This window comes from Brachybacterium sp. SW0106-09, from assembly GCF_001293905.1.
Classification (GTDB): Bacteria; Actinomycetota; Actinomycetes; order Actinomycetales; family Dermabacteraceae; genus Brachybacterium; species Brachybacterium conglomeratum.
Map to the genome: position 1 here is coordinate 47,762 of NZ_BCAK01000015.1, position 17,440 is coordinate 65,201.

Sequence of the window (17,440 nt, forward strand, 5' to 3'; positions counted from 1 at the left end):
CCTCGCAGCACGTCGATCAGTCCTCGACGGGCTCCGGCTTGAGGTGGAGCCGCTCGGTCTCGTCGATGACCTCGGACGCGATGCCCTTCAGGGCGTCCTCGTGGGCGCGGGCGTGGTGGGCGCAGAACATGAGCTCGCCGCCCACCTCGAGCAGCACCTTGACGTACGCCTGGGCGCCGCAGCGGTCACAGCGGTCGTGGGCAGTGAGCCGGGGGGCTTCGAGAGTGAGGTTCATGGGATCCTTTGTAGCACCGACCCAGGCGCCGACGGGAGCGTCCACAGCCCTGGTTCGCCAGGGGCGCAAAGCCCTGTGAGCCGGACCGCGCCGCCGCGTTCCGCGAGCGGCGGATGCGCTGTTCGCGGCGTCGTTCGTCGTAGGATCCGGAGGGTGTCCACCACCACCGCCGCGAAGAAGTCCGCCTACGACGCCCGCAACCTCCAGGTCCTCGAGGGCCTCGAGGCCGTGCGCAAGCGTCCCGGCATGTACATCGGCTCCACCGACTCCCGGGGCCTCATGCACTGCCTCTGGGAGATCCTCGACAACGCCGTCGACGAGGCGCTCGGCGGATACGGCGAGTCGATCGCGGTGATCCTCCACCCCGACCACTCCGTCGAGGTGCGCGACACCGGCCGCGGCGTCCCGGTGGACGTCGAGCCCCGCACCGGCCTCACCGGCGTCGAGGTCGTCTACACCAAGCTCCACGCAGGCGGGAAGTTCGGCGGCGGCTCCTACGCCGCCTCCGGCGGCCTGCACGGCGTCGGCGCGAGCGTCGTCAACGCGCTCTCGGGCCGCCTCGACGTGGAGGTGGACCGCGGCGGGAAGACCTACGCGATGAGCTTCCAGCGCGGCGTGCCCGGCGTCTTCGCCGACGAGGGCGAGCCCTCGCCGGAGTCCCGGTTCACCCCGGTCGACGGTCCCGGTGAGCTGCGCGTGGTCGGCAAGGCCAAGCGCGGCGTGACCGGCACCCGCGTGCGCTACTGGGCCGATCCGCAGATCTTCGTCAAGGGCTCCCACTTCTCCCTCGACGACCTCACCCGCCGCTCCCGGCAGACCGCCTTCCTCGTCCCGGGCCTGCAGCTCTCGGTCACCGACCACCGTCCCGAGGCGAACCCTGACCAGCCCGCCACCCGCACCTACAAGTACGACGGCGGCATCAGCGAGTTCGTCGAGTACCTCGCCCAGGACCAGAAGATCACCGACGTGATCCGCCTCCAGGGCTCGGGCGACTACACCGAGACGATCCCTGTCCTCGACAAGAACGGGCACATGGTCTCCACCGACGTCGCGCGCACCTGCGAGGTCGACATCGCCCTGCGCTGGGGCTCCGACTTCGACTCGACGCTGCGCTCCTTCGTGAACATCGTGGCGACCCCCAAGGGCGGCACGCACGTCACCGGCTTCGAGCAGGCGCTGGTCAAGACGATGCGCAAGCAGGTCGAGAACCAGGCCCGCCGCGTGAAGTTCAACGCGAAGAACGAGAAGATCGAGAAGGACGACACCCTCGCCGGCCTCACCGCCGTGGTGAGCGTCCGCATCGACGAGCCGCAGTTCGAGGGCCAGACGAAGGAGGTCCTCGGCACCCCCGCGATCCGCCAGATCGTCGCGAAGGTCGTCGAGGACCGCCTCACCGACTTCCTCACCTCCACGAAGAAGGGGGAGAAGGAGCAGGCGGCGCTCGTCGTCGACAAGGTCGTCTCCGAGATGCGGGCCCGCATCGCGGCGCGCATGCACAAGGAGGTCTCACGGCGCAAGAACGCGCTGGAGTCGTCCACGATGCCGACGAAGCTCGCGGACTGCCGCACCCACGACGTCGACCGCTCAGAGCTGTTCATCGTCGAGGGCGACAGCGCGCTCGGCACGGCGAAGAACGCCCGCTCCTCTGAGTTCCAGGCGCTGCTGCCCATCCGCGGCAAGATCCTCAACGTGCAGAAGGCGTCCATCACGGACATGCTCAAGAACGCCGAGTGCGCGAACATCATCCAGGTGATCGGCGCCGGTTCCGGGCGCACCTTCGACCTCGAGGCCGCCCGCTACGGCAAGATCATCATGATGACCGACGCCGACGTGGACGGCGCCCACATCCGCACCCTGCTGCTGACCCTCTTCCACCGCTACATGCGCCCCCTGGTCGAGGCGGGCCGCGTCTACGCGGCGGTCCCGCCCCTGCACCGGGTCGAGATCGTCCACGGCGGCTCGAAGAAGAACGAGCTGGTCTACACCTACTCCGAGGCCGAGCTGAACAAGCTGCTGAAGAACCTCGAGCGCCGCGGCAAGAAGTACAAGGAGCCGATCCAGCGCTACAAGGGCCTGGGCGAGATGGACGCCGATCAGCTCGCGGACACCACCATGGATCCGCGCCACCGCATGCTGCGGCGGGTGCGGATCGAGGACGCCGAGGCCGCCAGCGCCGTCTTCGAGCTGCTGATGGGCTCCGAGGTCGCGCCGCGCAAGCAGTTCATCATCGAAGGAGCCGAAGAGCTCGACCTGGAGAGGATCGACGCATGAGTGTCGCCGTCCGTGTGATCCCGTGCCTGGACGTCGACGCGGGCCGCGTCGTCAAGGGCGTGAACTTCAAGGACCTGCGCGACGCCGGGGATCCTGTCGAGCTCGCGGCGCGCTACGGTGCCGAGGGCGCCGACGAGCTCACCTTCCTCGACGTCACCGCCTCCTCCGGCGGCCGGGAGACGATGATCGAGGTCGTGCGCCGCACCGCAGAGCAGGTGTTCATCCCGCTGACCGTCGGCGGCGGGGTGCGCTCCGCCGAGGACGTGGACCAGCTGCTGCGCGCCGGCGCCGACAAGTGCGGCGTGAACACCGCCGCGATCTCCCGTCCAGGCGTGATCTCCGAGATCTCCCGCCGGTTCGGGAACCAGGTGCTGGTCCTCTCGATCGACGCCCGCCGCGTCACCGACGAGACCCCCGAGGGCACCGCCCGCACCGGCTCCGGCATCGAGGTCACCACTCACGGCGGCCGTCGCGGCACCGGCATCGACGCGATCGAGTGGATCCGCGAGGTCACCGAGCGCGGGGCGGGGGAGATCCTGCTGAACTCGATGGACGCCGACGGCACCAAGGACGGCTTCGACCTCGAGCTGATCACCGTCGCCCGCGAGGCGACGAGCCTGCCGCTGATCGCCTCCGGCGGCGCCGGACGGCCCGAGCACTTCGCCCCCGCCGTCCGCGCCGGGGCGGACGCCGTGCTCGCCGCGAGCGTGTTCCACTTCCAGGAGATGACGATCGGCGAGGCGAAGGCCGCGATGGCCGCCGACGGCATCACCGTGCGGTGAGCGCCCCGCTGTCCGTCGCCCCGAGGCGCGCCGGGACCGGCCGCGCGCGGGGTCAGCGCCTGGTCGTCGGCGCGCTCGTCGCGGCGCTCGTGCTGCTGCTCGGGGCCGGCTGGCTGCTCTGGGACAACCGTCGCCTCGTGGTCACCGAGCAGGCGGTCGAGGTCGCCGCGACCCCGGAGGGCGGGCTGCGCATCGCGCACGTCTCCGACCTGCACGCCGCCGACCACGGTGACTTCCAGGACCGACTCGCCGCCGAGATCGAGCAGCGGGACGTCGATCTCGTCGCGCTCACCGGCGACATGATCGACATGCGCACCACCGACCTCGGCCCCGTCCTGGAGCTCGCGGAGCACCTCAGCGGGATCGCTCCCACCTTCTTCGTGCTCGGCAACCACGAGGGCGACTCCGCCCTGCGCGGCGAGCTGCTGGCGGGGCTCGAGGACGCGGGGGTCACGGTCCTGCGCGACGAGGTGACGAGCCTCGAGATCCGCGGCACCGAGGTGACGGTCGCGGGGCTCGAGGACCGACGGGTCGCCGTGGTCGACGGACGCACCCCGGCCCAGCCCGCCGCGGTGCTGGACCGGCTCGCGCTCGAGTCCGCACCGGGCCCGACGGTGCTGCTCGCCCATCGCCCGGAGTTCCTCGTCCAGTACGCCGATCGCGGCGCGGACGTCGTCCTGTCGGGGCATGCGCACGGCGGGCAGGTGCGGCTTCCGCTGATCGGTCCGCTCTTCGCCCCGCACCAGGGATGGTTCCCGGCGCTCACCGAGGGCGTGCACCGCCAGGGGGACACCGCCATGGTGATCAGCCGCGGGCTCGGCAACAGCGTCGTCGGCGTGCGGGTGAACAACCCGCGCGAGCTCGTCGTCGTCGATCTCGTGCAGGAGTCCCCGCAGGGCTGATGCACGGGGCCGCGCCCGTCCTGGATCGCGAGACCCCGGGACGCGCAGCGGCCCGCCCGGCAGGGGAGCCGGGCGGGCCGCGCGGCGGGGCCCCGGAGGGGCCGCGGGTCAGCGCACGTGGAGCTGGCCGAACAGGAGCAGCGCGTGCTCGGCGGTGCGCTCGTGCTCGCGACGGGCGCGCTCGGCCTCGAGCGCCCGGCGCCTCCGCCGCCGGGCGCGGAGCTCGGCGAGCACGCGGCGCAGCTGCCGGTCGAGCTGCCGGTCCCGGACGGGATCGGCGACGGCGGCGTCGACGAGCTGGGGGAGATCCTGGACGGGAAGGTCCTGGACGGTCGGGGGCCTGGTGGTGGGGAGCTGGAGAGTGGACAAGGCGTTCCTCCTGGGAACAAGGACGTGGTCGAGTCTGCCGCCGTGGGCGGACAGATGCTGTCCGCCGAGCGGCGGGGTGGGGGTGCGGGCCAGGCCGTGTGCGGCACGCGGCGCGGCAGGGCGCACCGGGGCGCGCTCGCGCGGCGGCGAGCGGCAGGGCGGGTCAGGGGCGGGCCGGCGTCAGCAGGCGCCGGCGGCGAGGACGACGAGGGCACGGCCCCCGTCGGACGCGGCGGACGCCGTGACCGCTCCGCCTGGGCGGAGGAGGGATGCCGTGGTGCCGAGCGTCGACGCGCGCCGGCTTGTCGGGGCCGGGGTCGAGGTCGTGTGCATCTCCATGACCACAGTCCACCATCCCGCGCCGGACGGGACCAGCGAATTGTTCGCGGGGACGGCGGCGGTCCTCCGGACAGGCCAGGGCCCGGCCGCCCGCAGGGGACGACCGGGCCCTGAAGGGCTCCCGACGAGGGAAGGAGCCGTGCTCAGTCCTCGATGCGGTAGGTGACGCCGATGCGGTGGGAGGCGCCGGGCTCGAGCGCGACGAAGCCGTCCTTGGCGACGGCGGGCTCGAGGCAGACGAAGCGGGGCCAGTCCGCATCGGGGATGTCCGCCATCCCCGTCACCAGGGTGTCCCAGGGGTTCCACACCACCGTGCGGGAGGTGCCGCGCGGGGCGGAGACGAGGCGTCGGCCGAGCACCGGGTCCACGACCGTCACCTCGCCGGTCGCCTCGGTGATCCGGTCGGTGGAGGAGGTCAGGCGCAGCGGCTCCTCCGGCAGCACGTCCGCGGCGAGGTCCCGCGTGTTGTCGAGGTAGGCGGCGCCCTCGAGGCCGAGGATCTCGATCTCGCGCACGTCGCCGACGGCGAGATAGGTGTGCAGCGCCGCCTCGAGCTCGACCGGCCGCGAGCCGGCGGTCAGGGTGAGGTCCACGTCCAGCTGCGCGCCGAGGCGGAAGACGGCCTCGCCGCGCAGCGCGACCGCGTCCTCGGGGGTGGAGAGGATGATCTCGACGTCGTCGCCCTCGCGGCGGGCGGAGGCGAGCTCCCAGCGGATGTTCCGCAGCCAGCCGTGCTTGACCGGGCGGGCGAGATCGCGGCCGGGCCCGAACCAGGGGCCGATCAGGGGCACGCCGCCGCGGACGGCGACGCCGGGCCCGAACTCGGAGCTCGGGCTCATCCACAGCAGGTCCTGCCCGCCGGCGGGGACCCAGCTGGTCAGGTGCGCGCCGTCGAGCAGGAGCACGCCGGTCGCTGCGGGGGTGTCGACCAGGACGGCGTCGACGCCGTGCGCGATGCCGAGGGCGACGCCGTCGGGGAGCGGGACGGCGGCGTCGCGGGCGGCGGCGGCCGCGGGGTCCCGGACGGCGGGGGACTGGGGATCGGTGCTCATGGGCTTATCGTCCCACGCCCTCAGGAGGAGACGCCGGGCTCCTCGTCCTCGGGGCCGGCCGTCACGGCAGGACCCTCCTGCGGGGGACCCGCGGCTCCGGCCCCGGTGCCGTCCTCGGGAAGGCCCTCCGCGGCGGCCGAGACCGTGCGGATGAGAAGCAGCAGCCAGACGAACACGATCACCGCCGCTCCCATCTCGAAGGCCGTGAAGTTCAGGTAGCCCACCCCGGCGTAGAGCACGACCACCATCATCAGCAGGGCGAAGGCGCCGGCGGTGAAGCCGATCAGGGCCCCGGGCAGGCGGCGCAGCAGCACCGGCAGCACCAGCAGCGTCAGCGCGAACACCACCACCAGCGACTGGGCGACGATGTCGTGCCAGAGGACGCTCACGCTCCGCGAGACCAGCGCGACGAGCGCGACGAGCACGCCGACGAGGGTGAGCATCACCCGCACCGCGGTCACCGCGCGATGGTCCTCGCCCGTGGCGCGGGCCCACCGGTCGAGGTCGTGCGCGATGAACTCCACCACCGTCAGCAGGGCGATGCCCGTCAGCAGGAGGGTGAGATTGAAGATCGTGCTGGAGGCTCCGGTCCCCTCGCCTAGCTCGGAGAAGTAGCGCTCCCACCAGTACGGGTCCGGGGCGCTCAGCGCGCTGGCGAGCACGCCGACGGTGACGAAGGCGGCCAGCAGCGTCGCGAGCGAGCGGCCGGTCAGCGCCATCACCGAGGAGGAGGCGATGTAGGCGGCGCCGCCGCTGGCGGCCGCGACCCAGAAGGTGCCGGCGAAGCGGTCCAGCGCCACGCCCTGGAAGGCCTGCTGGAACACCGCGAACAGCGCGCCGGTGAGGAACAGGCCCAGCAGGCCGTGGATGAGAGAGAGCCCCACCACGTCCAGGGCGCGCCGCCAGCGCGGCCGGGAGCCGAACCAGGGCATCGTGCGCACCCGGTCCGCGACGAGCACCAGCACCGAGGTCGCGGTCCCGCATCCGGCCACGGAGAGCGCCGCGACCTGGCCGATCGATCCGGTCCCCGACAGCGCCGCGGTGCCCCGCAGCGCGATCAGACCCACCACGAGGCCGACGACCGCGCCGGCGACGCCGATCGCGACATGCCCGTTCTCGGCGCGGGTCGCCCCGGTTCCCCGGTGCGCGGCGGGGGCGGCCACGGATCAGCCGACCGCGGCGATCGGCACCGGGACGGGGGTGCCGGAGCCGTCGCGGCGACCGGTGGGTTCGGGAAGGTCGATCGGCTGGCCCGCCTCGGAGGAGGCGCGGGCCGGATGCGGCACCACCCACGCGCCGATGAGGGAGTCCTCGCCGCGCAGGAAGCGATGGCAGCGCATGCCGGCGGTGGAGCGGCCCTTCGCCGGGAACTCCGTCAGCGAGGAGACCTTGAGCGAGCCGGTCTGCAGCAGCGGCAGCGTCGCCGAGCTGCCCGCGACGGTGACGACGTCCGCGGGCGCGGTCACGTCGATCACGCCGAAGGACAGCACCTGCGCATCACCCGCGAGCTTGATCCCGGCCACGCCGCCCGCCCCGCGGCCCTGGGGGCGCACGCCGGAGGAGGGGAAGTGCAGCAGCTGCGCGTCGGTCGTGACGAAGACGAGGTCGAGGTCCGCGTCGTCCTCGAGGTCCACGACGCCGACGACGGCGTCGCCGTCCTTCAGCGAGATGATCTCGAAGCCGTCGGTGCGGGGGAAGTCGAGCTGGACCCGCTTGACCACGCCCTGGCGGGTGCCCAGCGCGATCGCGCCGCCGCGGGCGATGTCCGCCTCGGCCAGGCGGATCAGGCCCAGCGGACGCTCGTCCCGTTCGAGCTCCAGCAGGTCGACCAGGCGCGTGCCGCCGGCGAGGGAGGGCGCCGAGGCGGTCGGGGCGAGGTTCGGCAGGTCCACGACGGACAGCCGCAGCACCCGGCCGCGATCGGTCACGACGCCCACCTCGGCGCGGGTGGTGCTGCGCACCGAGGAGACGATCACGTCGTGCGCGCCCCGCGGGCCCTCCCGCAGCAGCGGCCCCTCCCCGGAGACCCGGGCGATCAGCCCCGTGCCGGTCAGGTGCACGCCGCAGGGCTCGTCGGCGACCTCGAGGGAGGCGCCCGCCTTCAGCGCCGGGGCGGAGGCGGACTCGAGCAGCACCGTGCGTCGCGCGTCCCCGTGCTCGGCCGCGACGGCGGCCAGCTCGTCCGAGACCAGGCGGCGCAGGACGTCTTCGGATCGCAGAATTTCTTCGAGATGCTCGATCTCGGCCCGCAGCTCGTCCCGCTCCGCCTCGAGATCGATCTGCGAGAACTTCGTCAGGCGGCGCAGGCGCAGCTCGAGGATGTACTCGGCCTGCACCTGGGTGAGGTCGAAGACCTGCATCAGGCGGGAGCGGGCGGTCTCCGCGTCGTCGCTCTGGCGCACGATCTGGATGACCTCGTCGATGTCGAGGATCGCCAGCAGCAGGCCCTCGACCAGGTGCAGGCGCGCCCTGCGCTTGCCGAGGCGGTGCTCGGTGCGGCGCCGCACCACGGCCAGGCGGTGGGCGACGAACACCTCCAGCAGCTGCTTGAGGCCCATCGTGCGGGGCTGCCCGTCGACCAGGGCGACGTTGTTGATGCCGAAGGACTCCTCCAGCGGGGTGAAGCGGTAGAGCTGCTCGAGCACCGCCTCGGGCTCGAAGCCGGACTTCACCGTGAGCACGAGGCGCATGCCGTGGTGGCGGTCGGTGAGGTCCTGGTAGTCGGTGATGCCGGTGACCTTCTTGGCCTGCACCGCATCGCGCAGCTTCTCGGCGAGGCGCTCGGGGCCGACCTGGTAGGGCAGCTCGGTCACGACGATGCCCTTGCGGCGCGAGGTGACGTTCTCGATCCGGGTGGTGGCTCGCATCTTGAAGGAGCCGCGACCGGTGCGGTAGGCGTCCCGGATCCCGTCCAGCCCCACGATCCGACCGCCCGTGGGCAGATCCGGGCCGGGCACGAAGCGCATCAGCTCCTCGAGATCCGCCTCCGGGTTCTCGATGAGATGGCGGGCCGCGGCGATCGTCTCGACCAGGTTGTGCGGCGCCATGTTCGTGGCCATGCCGACGGCGATGCCGGAAGCACCGTTGACCAGGAGGTTCGGGTACCGCGCGGGGAGCACCTCGGGCTGGGTGAGCTGGTTGTCGTAATTCGGGACCATGTCCACGACGTCCTCGTCCAGCGAGTCCGTCATGAGCAGCGCGGCCTTCGCCAGGCGCGCCTCGGTGTACCGGGCCGCGGCCGGGCCGTTGTCCAGGGAGCCGAAGTTGCCGTGCCCGTCCACCAGCGGCAGGCGCATGTTGAAGCCCTGCGCCATGCGCACCAGCGCGTCGTAGATCGCGGTGTCGCCGTGGGGGTGGAGCTTGCCCATCACCTCGCCGACCACGCGCTGGCTCTTGACGTGCCCCTTCTCGGGGCGCAGGCCCATCTCCGCCATCATGTAGAGGATGCGGCGCTGGACGGGCTTGAGGCCGTCTCGCGCATCGGGCAGCGCCCGGGAGTAGATCACGGAGTAGGCGTACTCGAGGAACGAGGACTCCATCTCGCTGGTGACGTCGATGTCGACGATGGTCTCGTCGACGCCGTCGTCCCCTGCGGGCGGTGCGGTGCTGCGTGATCGGGCCATGGAGGACATCATGGCGCATGACCGGCCATGATCCCGGGATCCCGCGCCCCCGACGGGACGTGAATCCCGTCAACGCCCGCCCCTGCCGGACTAGGATCGCGCCATGGCGGACAGACGCGACGGCCTGCGGTCCCTGCGACGACGTGCCCGGGGCGGCACCGACGCCGGCCCGGCCTATCCCGCGCACTGGGAGGCGGACATCGCCCTGCGCGACGGCTCGGCCGCGCACCTGCGCCCGATCCTGCCCGAGGACGCCGAGGCGCTCCAGGCCTTCCACCAGCGCCAGTCCGAGCACTCGCGGTACCTGCGGTTCTTCGCGCCGATGCCGCGGCTGTCCGAGCGGGACCTGACCCGCTTCACCACCGTCGACCACCGCGACCGGGTCGCCTTCGTCGTGCTCGTGGGGAAGGACATCGTCGCCGTCGGCCGCTACGACCGGACCTCCCCGCGCTCGGCGGAGGTCGCCTTCAACGTCGCCGACTCCCGGCAGGGCTCGGGACTGGGGTCCGTGCTGCTCGAGCACCTCGCGGCCGCCGCGCGGGAGCAGGGCATCGACGTGTTCACCGCCGAGGTGCTCCCGCAGAACACGAAGATGATCAAGGTCTTCACCGAGGCGGGATTCGACGTCGACCGCACCCTCGACGACGGGGTGGTCATGGTGTCCTTCCGGATCGACCCCACCGCCCGGTCCCTCGCGGTGATGGCGGAGCGGGAGCACCGCGCCGAGGCGCGCGCCATGGAGCGGCTGCTCCACCCCGAGTCCGTGCTCCTGGTGGGGGTCTCCTCCCACCGCGATTCCGTCGGCGGCCGCTTCCTCACCGCGCTGGAGGGATCCGGCTACGCCGGCACCGTCCACCTCGTCTCCCGCGAGGCGCTCGAGCTGCGGGGCCGACGCGCCTGGGCGCGGATCTCCGAGGTCCCCGGACCCGTCGACCTCGCCGTGATCGCGCTGCGCCCCGAGGCCTGCCTCGACGCGGTCGAGGAGTGCGCAGAGATCGGGGTGCGCAGCGTCGTGATCCCCACCGAGGGATTCGCCGACAGCGAGCGCGGCCGGAGCCTCCAGCGCGAGCTGGTGGCGCGGATCAGACGCCACGGCATGCGGCTGCTGGGCCCGGGATCTCTCGGCATGCTGCGCACCGGCGACTCGCCGCTCAGCCTCTCCCTCGCCCCGCACATGCCGCGCGCGGGGCGGGCCGCGCTCGCCGGCCAGTCCAGCGCGCTCTCCGCGATGCTCCTGGCCGGCACCGATGCCCGCGGGATAGGCCTGCACGAGTTCGTGGGCGTGGGCAACCGCGCCGACGTCTCCCTCAACGACACCCTCCAGCACTGGGAGGACGACGAGGAGGTGGGCGTGATCGGGCTGGCCCTGGAGTCGATGGGGAACCCGCGCAAGTTCACCCGGATCGCCCGGCGCCTGACCCGCCGCACCCCGCTGATCGTGCTGCGCCCGCCCGGCAGCGAGTCACATCTGCCGCCCGGCCACGACGTGCGCCGCTCCACCCTGCCTCGGCGCGCCCTGGACCAGGTGCTCGACTCCGCCGGGGTCGTGCAGACCGGGGGCGTGGACCACCTCCTGGACGTCGTGGACGGCATCGAGCGCCAGGGCCTCCCGCTCGGGCCGAGGGTTGGGATCCTCTCCAACACGGCGGCGCTCGGCGCCTCGCTGCGCGGCGCCGCTGACCGTGCCGGGCTGCGCATCGTGGCCGAGAACCGCTCCGTCCCCCTCTCGCCGGACCCGCGTCTGATCCAGCGCGCCTTCACCACGATGGCGGCGCTGGGCGAGGTGGACCTCGTGATCGCCGGGGTGCTCGACGCGCAGGGCGAGGACGCCGAGGAGGTGCTGCGCCAGATGGCGATCGTCGCCCGCCACTCCGAGGTGGTGCTGCTGGTGTGCGTGGTCACCGGCAGCGACCGCTTCGACGCGCTGCGCGGCCGGGTGCGCGTCGACCCGCAGCTCCCGCCGGTGCACGCCACCCCCTTCGCCGTCGTCCGCGCCGCCTCCGGCCTGCTCGAGGCGACGCTGCGCCCTGCGGCCGACGACGAGGAGCCGGCCCGGCGCGAGGACGTGGACCGCGTCGCGGCGCGGGAGATCGCCGAGCGGCTCCTGGCGGACCTCCCCGGCGCGGGGAGCCCGTCGGACCCCGGGGGCCGCACCGGCGCCGAGGTCGAGATCGGGGGAGACGACGTCGCCGCGCTCCTGGCCGCCTACGGCATCGAGCTGCTGCAGAGTCGACGCGTCGCCGACGAGGACGAGGCGCTCGCGCGCGCCGCCGAGATCGGATATCCCGTCGCGCTGAAGAGCGCCGACCCCGTGCTGCGCCATCGTGCGGACCTCGGCGGGGTGCGCCTGGGGATCCCCGACGCCGTCCAGCTGCGCCATGCGGTGCAGGCCATGCACAAGGACCTCTCCTACTCCTCCGCGCCGCTCGAGGTGCAGGCGATGGCGCCGGCCGGGGTGCCGATGGTGGTGCGCAGCGTCGAGGACCCCTCCCTGGGGCCGGTGCTCTCCCTGTCCGTGGCGGGGGACGCGACCGATCTCCTGGACGACATCGCCTATGCGATCCCGCCGTTCAGCGAGGCCGGCGCGCACCGGCTCGTCGACGCCCCCGCCTCCGCCGTGAAGCTCCGCGGCACCCGGGGCCTGCCGCCGGCGGACCGCGACGCGCTCGCCGACCTGGTGGTGCGGGTGGGCCTGCTCGCCGAGGACCTGCCCGAGCTCGCCTTCCTCGAGCTGTACCCCGTGCTGGTCTCCCAGCACGGCCTCACCGTGGTCGGGGCAGGAGCACGGCTCGCCCCCGCGCCGAACCGCACCGACGGGGCGCGCCGCACGCTGTCCGGACCGCCCGGTGCCTGAGGACCGTGCGGCCGCCGCCGCGTGGGAGACTGGGGCGATGACCACCGCCCTGCCCGCCGACCTCCGGAAGGACCTCGAGACCGCCGGGTACTTCCCCCAGGCCGCCTCCCGCAGCATCGAGCGCTCCCTGCGCGGAGCGGCCGTGCTCACGCACCTCGTGCGCGCCGAGACCACCTTCGACGGCCCCGAGGTGCGACGGCACCTCACCGTCGTCGTGCTCACCGCGACGCACCTGCTGATCACCCACCTCGACGACGACCCCGCGGACGCGCTGAACCCAAGCCAGGTCGTCTCCACCACCGAGCGGGTGCGCCTGCGCCGCATCACCTCGACGGGCCTGTCCCAGGTCTTCGACACCGACGGGCAGCTCGCCACGGGTCGCGAGTCCGAGATCACCCTCGGAGTGACATGGGACGGCAGCCGTCGCCTCGACCTCGAGCCGGCCGACTGCGGCGATCCCACCTGCCAGGCGGACCACGGCTACACCGGCAGCTCCGCCCCCGCGGACCTCGCGCTGCGGGTCAGCGCGCTGGCCGACGGCGAGGCCGCGGTCGAGGAGGCGCTCGCCTTCCACGACCGTCTCCTCGAGGCGATCGACGACCTCGGGGCCTGAGCCGGAGCATGGCCGAGATGGACCACCCTGCCCTGCCCGACTGGCCCGAGGACCTGCTCCCCCCGCCCTTCGCCGCGGGGGAGCGCCCGGGCCTGCTCGACGTGCTCGCCCCCCTCGCCTCCGCGCCCCAGGAGGGACGCGACCTGGTGGTGCTGCTCGACGGCGTCGGCGCGGACCTGCTGACCGAGCACCGGGCGCTCACCCCGACGCTGAGGCGCCTCGAGGGCTCCGTCGAGCGGATCCGCACGGTCACCCCGTCGACGACCGCCAGCGCGATGGTCTCCCTGCACACGGGGATCGCACCGCTCGAGCACGGGGTGCTGGGCTATCTCGGCTTCGACCCCGCAGGCCGCCGCGCCGTCAACCAGCTGACCGGCGCCCCGGGCCTGGACCCCCACGCCTGGATGCCGCTCACGACCCCGGTGGAGGCCGGGACGCGCCGCGCCGTGCAGGTCGCCCCCGCCAAGCACGCCCGCTCCCATCTCAGCGGCGTCGCCTATCGCGGCTGGGAGTTCCTCGCCCAGGGTCGTGGGGACCGCGTAGAGGCGGTGCGCACCGCGCTGCACCGCGGCGGCCCGGACGCGCTGGTGCACCTGCACGTGGACGACGTGGACCACGCGGGCCACGCGCACGGCATCGACTCCGAGACGTGGCGCACCGCGCTCGCCGAGGTCGACGCGCTGATCGGCACGCTGCTTCGACGCGTCCCCCGGGGGACCCGCGTCCACCTCACCGCCGATCACGGGATGGTCGACACCTCCGCCGCGCACACCGTCGACCTCGCGGAGGAGCCGGCGATCCTGTCCCTGGTCGAGGAGGTGACGGGGGAGGCGAGGGCGCTCGCCCTGCACGCGGTGCCCGGCGACGGCGCCGCTGAGGAGCTCGCCGAGCGGATGCGCGTGCTGATGGGGGAGCGCGCCCTGGTCCTCACCCGGGACCAGGTGCTCGCCTCGGGGCTGCTCGGCCCGGCTGCCACGGCGATCCCCGCGCACGTCCGGGGACGGATCGCCGACGTGCTCGTCCTCGCCCGCGGACGCTGGGGCGTGGACGACTTCTCACGCCGCCCCGAGACGGCCCGGTCGATGATCGGGGTGCACGGATCGCTCACCTCGGCGGAGGCGGTCGTGCCGCTGCTGCGCACGATCACCTGAGCCCTGCTGCGGCGCGATGCCCGGTGGGCAGCGCCGCCCTCGGCGGCCGCGGGCGTCGGCTCAGTCGTTCCGGGAGCCGAAGACGATCTCGTCCCAGCTGGGCATCGAGGCGCGCTTGCTCTTCGACCGGGAGGACTTCCGGGCCGGCTTCGCGGGCTCCTCGGACTCGCCGGAGCCCTCTCCCCGCGCGGCGGCGGAGGCGTCGTCGAAGCCGGGCAGCGGCGTGAGGTCCACGGTGTCCTGGTACTGGATCCCCGGCTCCGCGGGCTCGTCGCCCGCCTCGTCGGAGGTCTCCTCGGCCGGGTCGTCGGCGCCGTCCTGCGCGCTCGGGGAGTCCGAGGGGTCCTCGGCGGCGAGCTCCTCGTCGGCGCCCTGCCCGTCCTGCTCCTCCGGTGCCGAGGAGTGCTCGCGCAGGGCCTCCGCGTCCGGGTCGTGGTCGGCGGGGGACTCGTCCGCCCCGGCGCCCGATCCGGCCCCCGCCGGGCCGGCGAGCACCGGTGCGACGGGACGCACGCGTTCGGTGTGCGGAGCGGGATCGGCGGCGAGCCCGGAGCCCTGCGCATCGGTGCTGTCGTCGCCGGGCTCCTCGACGGTCTCGTCGAGCCCCGACCAGACGGTCGCGGAGTCGTCGGGGCGGGGCACGGAGCGCATCCCGCGACGGGCGTTGAGCGCGTCGAGCTCGCTGTCCTCGAGCGCGGAGGGGTGCTGGTCCGCCACGGGACGGCGGGGCGGCCAGGTGCGGGCGCGGGGCGACTCGCCCTCGAGCGAGCCGTCGGCCTCGAGGTCGTACACGGAGGACTTCACGGCCTGGAGCCGGCCGCGGCCGCGGCTGGGCTCCGGCGGGGCGTCCTCGTCGCTGATCCAGCGGGCCTCGTCGTCCAGCGGGGACACGGAGCGGGTCTCGACATCGGCGGCCCAGTGGGCCTGCCGGGTGCGACCGCCCGCGGAGAAGGTCAGCTCGAGGGTCCAGGTGCCGTCGGGGCGCCGCCAGGCGTCCCAGGCGCTCTCGCCGGTCGCCTCGCGGGCGGCGAGCCGCTCGGCGACGACCTCCTGGAGGGCGGGGCCGCCGCGGCCGACGGGGAAGGTGCGCGCCCGCTGGGCGGTCCACTCGCGCTCGGCGAGCACCGGCCCCTCGTAGCGGCGGACGTGCTCGAGGGGGATCTCGGAGGTCTCCGAGATCTCCTCCGCGCTGCGGCCGGCACGGAGCATCGCCTGGATCTCCTTGGGGCGCAGCGGGGTCGCGTCGGCCGCCTGGATCATGTTCAGCGCGGGACGGTCCGAGCGCACCGCGGCGCGCAGCGCGCGGTCGATCCGCAGGGTGTACCGATCGCCGTCGGAGTCGACCAGGAGCAGATGCTCCCCGTCGTCGTGGATCCCGTCGAGATCGAGCTCGCGCATCGTCGTCCTCTCCGTCCGAGCCTGGTCTCGGAGCCTGGTCGCTCGCAGGCACAGTCTAGGCCGTGACCCTACAGTGCGACGCCTGGGTGCGCGCCGGACGCGCCCGGGCCGTCGACACCGGACGCCGACGGGGCGGGGACGTCGTGTTGCCGCTCACGGGTGTCTCTGCAATAATGCCGCCGCATTCAGCGTTGGGGCCCGGACCGGTCGTATGCGGTCCCTAGTGGCCGCACCGGCGCGGACATGCCCACACCCAGGCGTACGACCCCGCAGACAACCAGGAACGGACCGTAGATGGCCACTGATTACGACGCCCCGCGCAAGAACGACGACGAGTCGAACGACGACTCCATCGAGGAGCTGAAGGGCCGACGGAACGAGGCGGCGACCCCCACGGTCGACGAGGACGAGGCCGAGGCGGCCGACTCCTACGAGCTCCCGGGCGCCGACCTCTCCGGCGAGGAGCTGTCCGTGCGCGTGCTCCCCCGCCAGGCGGACGAGTTCACGTGCGCCAGCTGCTTCCTCGTGAAGCACCGCAGCCAGATCGACCACGTCGAGGGCACGCTCATCATCTGCAAGGAGTGCGCGGCGGCCTGACGTGCGCGCGAGCGCGGGTCAGCAGAGGGGGAGAACCCCTGCAGCAGGAACGGCACCTCCCGACAGGGAGGTGCCGTCCGTCGTTCCCGGACCGGTCGCGTCCGGCCGGGCCGTGGCGCGTCTCCGGCGAGGTCGTGGACGGCGCCGCCGGTCAGGCCGCGCGCCGCGCCTGCTGCTGGGCGGTGCGCAGAGCGAGGGCGAGGTCCTCGGGGCGACGGGTCGAGGCGACCCACGCGGTGGTCGGGTCCTCCGGATCCAGCACCTCGACGCGGATCCCGCTGCGGGCCCAGCCGCGCACCTCGTGGTGAGCCAGCGGCTCGAAGTCCTGGCCGATCGTGAGAGCCCAGTCCTCGCCGCGCAGCACCTGCGGCTCGCCCAGCTCCGTCACGTCGATCCGGGCGCGGCCCAGGCGGAACCGGCTGTCCGAGACCTCCAGCACGGGGGAGTAGGAGATCAGCAGCACGATCGCGATCACGATGGAGACCGCCGACAGCGCGATCGCCGCGCCGAGGTGCAGCGGCACGATGACGAGCCCGAGCGCTGCGCCGATCGCGATGCCGATCACCCAGGCGCCGACCCCGGGCAGGAGGTGCTCGCGGTGGAGCGGCGTCCCGGCACCGCTCCCGGAGACGGGGGCCGCACCGGCGGCGGACCGCTCGGACGGGGACTCGGCGGCGGGAGGAACGGCAGAGGCGGACATGCCCACCATGGTCTCACGCACTCCCTGGACCTCCGGTGCGCGGAGGACGCCGCCTGAGCGCCTACCCTGGCGTCATGTCTGCCGATCCCGACACCAGCGCACCGCTGCGGATCCGCCGCACCGGCGCGACCCCGCTCCCGCACCGCGCCCATGCCGACGACGCCGGCCTCGACCTCGCCAGCGCCGAGGAGCTCGTGATCCCCGCGGGCGGCCGCGCACTGGTCGACACCGGCCTCGCCGTCGCCCTCCCGCCCGGCACCGTGGGACTCGTCTGCCCCCGCTCGGGCCTCGCCGCGAAGCACGGCGTCACGGTCCTCAACGGCCCCGGTATCGTGGACGCCGGCTATCGCGGACCGCTCAAGGTCGCGCTGCACAACACCGATCCGACGGAGGACTTCCCCCTCCACGTCGGCGACCGGATCGCCCAGCTCGTGGTGGTGCCGTTCCTGGCCCCCGTGCTGCAGGAGGTCGACGACCTCGAGCAGACGGACCGGGCCACCGCCGGGTTCGGCTCCAGCGGCGGCTTCGGCGGCGCACACCACCAGGAGGGATGA

General features: G+C 73.6%; 15 protein-coding genes. 8 read left to right on the top strand and 7 right to left on the bottom strand.

Annotated elements, in window-relative coordinates:
- Window positions 1–16 precede the first annotated feature (16 nt).
- Complete coding sequence (locus tag Y09_RS07980) at window positions 17–235, bottom strand: hypothetical protein (protein ID WP_053917244.1); 219 nt, start codon at window positions 233–235, stop codon at window positions 17–19.
- A 153-nt stretch (window positions 236–388) separates the two neighbouring features.
- On the opposite strand from Y09_RS07980, the gene Y09_RS07985 reads away from it, so the two are divergent.
- From Y09_RS07985 to Y09_RS07995, 3 genes are read left to right on the top strand one after another with little or no spacing between them, the layout of a single operon-like run.
- Entirely contained in the window at window positions 389–2,506 is a 2,118-nt protein-coding gene (locus Y09_RS07985; protein WP_053917245.1) for a type IIA DNA topoisomerase subunit B, read from the top strand.
- Window positions 2,503–3,288: an imidazole glycerol phosphate synthase subunit HisF gene (gene hisF, locus Y09_RS07990; RefSeq protein ID WP_053917246.1), complete on the top strand. Its 786-nt coding sequence runs from the start codon at window positions 2,503–2,505 to the stop codon at window positions 3,286–3,288. Before Y09_RS07985 ends, hisF begins: the two co-directional genes overlap by 4 nt.
- A complete protein-coding gene (locus Y09_RS07995; RefSeq protein WP_053917247.1) occupies window positions 3,285–4,190 on the top strand; it encodes a metallophosphoesterase in 906 nt (301 codons plus the stop codon). Before hisF ends, Y09_RS07995 begins: the two co-directional genes overlap by 4 nt.
- Before the next feature lie 108 nt (window positions 4,191–4,298).
- Here the strand turns inward: Y09_RS07995 and Y09_RS08000 are convergent, their stop codons facing one another.
- The 4 genes from Y09_RS08000 to Y09_RS08015 all read right to left on the bottom strand — a co-directional run bounded on the left by Y09_RS08000 (window position 4,299) and on the right by Y09_RS08015 (window position 9,573).
- A complete protein-coding gene (locus Y09_RS08000) occupies window positions 4,299–4,559 on the bottom strand; it encodes a hypothetical protein (RefSeq protein ID WP_010550610.1) in 261 nt (86 codons plus the stop codon).
- Window positions 4,560–5,041: 482 nt separating this feature from the next.
- On the bottom strand, window positions 5,042–5,950 hold the full coding sequence (locus tag Y09_RS08005; protein WP_053917248.1) for a D-hexose-6-phosphate mutarotase: 909 nt from the start codon (window positions 5,948–5,950) through the stop codon (window positions 5,042–5,044).
- Between the two features lie 20 nt (window positions 5,951–5,970).
- A complete protein-coding gene (locus tag Y09_RS08010; protein ID WP_053917249.1) occupies window positions 5,971–7,113 on the bottom strand; it encodes a DUF998 domain-containing protein in 1,143 nt (380 codons plus the stop codon).
- 3 nt (window positions 7,114–7,116) lie between these two features.
- Window positions 7,117–9,573 carry a DNA topoisomerase (ATP-hydrolyzing) subunit A gene (locus tag Y09_RS08015; protein WP_053917250.1) on the bottom strand — a complete coding sequence of 819 codons (2,457 nt, stop codon included), beginning with the start codon at window positions 9,571–9,573 and terminating at the stop codon, window positions 7,117–7,119.
- Between the two features lie 103 nt (window positions 9,574–9,676).
- Between Y09_RS08015 and Y09_RS08020 the strand changes: the two genes are divergently transcribed.
- The 3 genes from Y09_RS08020 to Y09_RS08030 are packed head-to-tail and all read left to right on the top strand — an operon-like array spanning window position 9,677 to window position 14,191.
- Window positions 9,677–12,427 carry a GNAT family N-acetyltransferase gene (locus tag Y09_RS08020; RefSeq protein WP_053917251.1) on the top strand — a complete coding sequence of 917 codons (2,751 nt, stop codon included), beginning with the start codon at window positions 9,677–9,679 and terminating at the stop codon, window positions 12,425–12,427.
- Between the two features lie 37 nt (window positions 12,428–12,464).
- Window positions 12,465–13,040 carry a DUF5998 family protein gene (locus Y09_RS08025; protein ID WP_053917252.1) on the top strand — a complete coding sequence of 192 codons (576 nt, stop codon included), beginning with the start codon at window positions 12,465–12,467 and terminating at the stop codon, window positions 13,038–13,040.
- A 17-nt stretch (window positions 13,041–13,057) separates the two neighbouring features.
- Entirely contained in the window at window positions 13,058–14,191 is a 1,134-nt protein-coding gene (locus Y09_RS08030; RefSeq protein WP_053917280.1) for an alkaline phosphatase family protein, read from the top strand.
- Between the two features lie 60 nt (window positions 14,192–14,251).
- On the opposite strand, the gene sepH is transcribed toward Y09_RS08030, so the two are convergent.
- Window positions 14,252–15,589, bottom strand: coding sequence for a septation protein SepH (sepH, locus tag Y09_RS08035; RefSeq protein ID WP_053917253.1), 1,338 nt, complete (start codon window positions 15,587–15,589; stop codon window positions 14,252–14,254).
- 294 nt (window positions 15,590–15,883) lie between these two features.
- On the opposite strand from sepH, the gene Y09_RS08040 reads away from it, so the two are divergent.
- Window positions 15,884–16,186 carry a DUF4193 domain-containing protein gene (locus tag Y09_RS08040; RefSeq protein ID WP_010550618.1) on the top strand — a complete coding sequence of 101 codons (303 nt, stop codon included), beginning with the start codon at window positions 15,884–15,886 and terminating at the stop codon, window positions 16,184–16,186.
- Between the two features lie 151 nt (window positions 16,187–16,337).
- Here Y09_RS08040 and Y09_RS08045 read toward each other — a convergent pair whose 3' ends face one another.
- On the bottom strand, window positions 16,338–16,886 hold the full coding sequence (locus Y09_RS08045; protein WP_281871853.1) for a DUF3093 domain-containing protein: 549 nt from the start codon (window positions 16,884–16,886) through the stop codon (window positions 16,338–16,340).
- Between the two features lie 74 nt (window positions 16,887–16,960).
- Between Y09_RS08045 and dut the strand changes: the two genes are divergently transcribed.
- Window positions 16,961–17,440 (top strand): dUTP diphosphatase, encoded by a 480-nt coding sequence (dut, locus tag Y09_RS08050; protein ID WP_053917255.1) that lies wholly within the window; start codon window positions 16,961–16,963, stop codon window positions 17,438–17,440.